The organism is Anabaena sp. UHCC 0187 (assembly GCF_009712035.1).
Taxonomy (GTDB): domain Bacteria; phylum Cyanobacteriota; class Cyanobacteriia; order Cyanobacteriales; family Nostocaceae; genus Dolichospermum.
Window position 1 is genome coordinate 1 of sequence record NZ_VILB01000054.1, and the last position, 2,866, is coordinate 2,866.

Sequence of the window (2,866 nt, forward strand, 5' to 3'; positions counted from 1 at the left end):
GTGAAAGCAAACAAGAAGAAAATGTGGTCAAGCTAATAAGGGCTAATGGTGGATACCTAGGCACACAGAGGCGATGAAGGACGTGGTTACCGACGAAATGTTCCGGGGAGTTGGAAGCAAACTTTGAGCCGGAAATGTCCGAATGGGGCAACCCTATGTACTACCTGTTGAATATATAGACAGGAAAGAGCCAACCCAGCGAACTGAAACATCTTAGTAGCTGGAGGAAGAGAAATCAAACTAGAGATTCCCTCAGTAGTGGTGAGCGAAAGGGGAAGAGCCTAAACCAAGGGATTTATCCTTTGGGGTCGTGGGACAGCAATATCGAATCTAGAGACTAAACGAAACAGCTAAATACTGTACCAGAGGGGGTGAAAGTCCCGTAGTTGAAAGTCAAAGGATAGTAGCTGAATCCCGAGTAGCATGGAGCACGAGGAATTCCATGTGAATCAGCGAGGACCACCTCGTAAGGCTAAATACTACTGTGTGACCGATAGTGAACAAGTACCGCGAGGGAAAGGTGAAAAGAACCCCGGAAGGGGAGTGAAATAGAACATGAAACCATAAGCTTACAAGCAGTGGGAGTCCGATTTAACGGATGACCGCGTGCCTGTTGAAGAATGAGCCGGCGACTTATAGGCACTGGTAGGTTAAAGCGAGAATGCTGGAGCCAAAGGGAAACCGAGTCTGAAGAGGGCGATAAATCAGTGTTTATAGACCCGAACCCTGGTGATCTAACCATGTCCAGGATGAAGCTTGGGTAACACCAAGTGGAGGTCCGAACCGACTGATGTTGAAAAATCAGCGGATGAGGTGTGGTTAGGGGTGAAATACCAATCGAACCAGGAGCTAGCTGGTTCTCCCCGAAATGTGTTGAGGCGCAGCGGTAATGGTTAAATTTGGGGGGTAAAGCACTGTTTCGGTGCGGGCTGGGAGACCGGTACCAAATCGAGACAAACTCAGAATACCCAGAGGAAGACATTGCCAGTGAGACAGTGGGGGATAAGCTTCATTGTCAAGAGGGAAACAGCCCAGACCACCAGCTAAGGTCCCCAAATCATCGCTAAGTGATAAAGGAGGTGAGATTGCCTAGACAACTAGGAGGTTTGCCTAGAAGCAGCCACCCTTGAAAGAGTGCGTAATAGCTCACTAGTCAAGCGATCTTGCGCCGAAAATGAACGGGGCTAAGCGATGTACCGAAGCTGTGGGATTAGTATTAAGTTATTAATCGGTAGGGGAGCGTTCCGTCGTAGGTTGAAGCAGTAGCGGCGAGCAGCTGTGGACGAAACGGAAGTGAGAATGTCGGCTTGAGTAGCGCAAATGTATGTGAGAATCATACACCCCGAAACCCTAAGGGTTCCAGAGCCAGGTTCGTCCACTCTGGGTTAGTCGGGACCTAAGGCGAGGCCGAACGGCGTAGTCGATGGACAAAGTGTCAATAGTCACTTACTGTTCTATGGGAGCATAGAGAGGGACGCATGAAAGATAGCCATACCCTGATTGGTTTGGGAGGAGTTTACGAACTCCGCGTGGTGAAGGATAGTGCCAAGAAAAGCTCGCTATGTGATGAAGATAGAACACCCGTACCCGAAACCGACACAGGTAGGGAGGTTGAGAATACCAAGGGGCGCGAGATAACTCTCTCTAAGGAACTCGGCAAAATGGCCCCGTAACTTCGGGAGAAGGGGTGCCCACCTTAGACGTGGGTCGCAGTGAAGAGATCCAGGCGACTGTTTACCAAAAACACAGGTCTCCGCCAACTCGTAAGAGGACGTATGGGGGCTGACGCCTGCCCAGTGCCGGAAGGTTAAGGAAGCTGGTCAGCGAAAGTGAAGCTGGCGACTGAAGCCCCGGTGAACGGCGGCCGTAACTATAACGGTCCTAAGGTAGCGAAATTCCTTGTCGGGTAAGTTCCGACCCGCACGAAAGGCGTAACGATCTGGATGGTGTCTCAGAGAGAGACTCGGCGAAATAGGAATGTCTGTGAAGATACGGACTGCCTGCACCTGGACAGAAAGACCCTATGAAGCTTTACTGTAGCCTGGAATTGTGTTCGGGCTTCGCTTGCGCAGGATAGGTGGGAAGCGGTGAGTTATTCCTTTTGGGGAATAAGGAGCTAACGGTGAGATACCACTCTGGCGAAGCTAGAATTCTAACCCACGACCGTCAGCCGGTTGGGGAACAGTTTCAGGTGGGCAGTTTGACTGGGGCGGTCGCCTCCTAAAAGGTAACGGAGGCGCGCAAAGGTTCCCTCAGCACGCTTGGAAACCGTGCGACGAGTGTAAAGGCAAAAGGGAGCTTGACTGCAAGACTGACAAGTCGAGCAGGTACGAAAGTAGGCCTTAGTGATCCGACGGCGCAGAGTGGAATGGCCGTCGCTCAACGGATAAAAGTTACTCTAGGGATAACAGGCTGATCTCCCCCAAGAGTCCACATCGACGGGGAGGTTTGGCACCTCGATGTCGGCTCATCGCAACCTGGGGCGGAAGTACGTCCCAAGGGTTGGGCTGTTCGCCCATTAAAGCGGTACGTGAGCTGGGTTCAGAACGTCGTGAGACAGTTCGGTCCATATCCGGTGCAGGCGCAAGAGTATTGAGAGGAGTCCTCCTTAGTACGAGAGGACCGGGAGGAACGCACCGCTGGTGTACCAGTTATTGTACCAACGGTAAACGCTGGGTAGCCAAGTGCGGAGAGGATAACCGCTGAAAGCATCTAAGTGGGAAGCCCACCTCAAGATGAGTACTCTCACTACAATAAGTAGGTAAGGTCACGGGCAGAACACCCGTTAATAGGCTCTAAGTGGAAGTGCAGTAATGTATGAAGCTGAGGAGTACTAATAGACCGAGGGCTTGACCTCTATTCAATT

1 rRNA gene is annotated in these 2,866 nt (G+C 51.3%); it reads left to right on the forward strand.

What is annotated here, in order from left to right:
* Window positions 1-25 precede the first annotated feature (25 nt).
* Window positions 26-2,857 (forward strand): 23S ribosomal RNA (locus FJR11_RS23240).
* Window positions 2,858-2,866 lie beyond the last annotated feature (9 nt).